Here is a 507-nt window from a genome sequence, read left to right as displayed (position 1 = left end):
AGGTAATACGGCAGGCTGATGCGGCCGCGCCCTTCGCGCCGCGCGTCGGCGAGCGCCATCGCCCAGCTTTCGTCGCACATGAAGAAGAGCGCCGGGAAGGTCTGCCTGCGCGACAGGTGCCGCAAATACGGCGCGAACGCCGCGCCCATCAGGATGTGCCGGCAGTTGACGAGGAACGACATCGCGACGATGAGCAGGATGTGCGGTGGCGACGTCCATAGCCGGATCGCGGTGAATTCGGAGCCGCCGCCGAAGTTCAGGCCGGTCAGCAGCGGTACTTCGACGATGCCGAGGCCCTTTTGCGCCGCCTGCGCGCCGAGCACGAGCGCGAACGGCACGAAGCCGCGCATCACGGGCAGCGATGCGCGCAGGCCGCGCCAGGCTTCGGATCTCGCGGGGGATGCCTCGGAAATGACGGTGGATGTGGGCAGACTGTTCATTAAACCTCCTTCGAGGCAATATTGTCTGCCAAATTCGATGAAATCGGGTTGCGTTCTTGCTATATGC

1 protein-coding gene is annotated in these 507 nt (G+C 64.3%); it reads right to left on the bottom strand.

What is annotated here, in order from left to right:
• The coding region (locus J5M67_RS27950) for an AzlC family ABC transporter permease (protein WP_207888614.1) at positions 1–440 on the bottom strand (440 nt) is incomplete at its 3' end.
• Positions 441–507: the final 67 nt, after the last annotated feature.

The sequence above is a fragment of the Pseudomonas sp. 30_B genome (assembly GCF_017491605.1).
In the GTDB taxonomy this organism is placed as follows: domain Bacteria; phylum Pseudomonadota; class Gammaproteobacteria; order Pseudomonadales; family Pseudomonadaceae; genus Pseudomonas.
The sequence above is the reverse complement of the archived record's forward strand: the minus strand, read 5'-3'. Positions and strand labels throughout refer to the sequence as shown.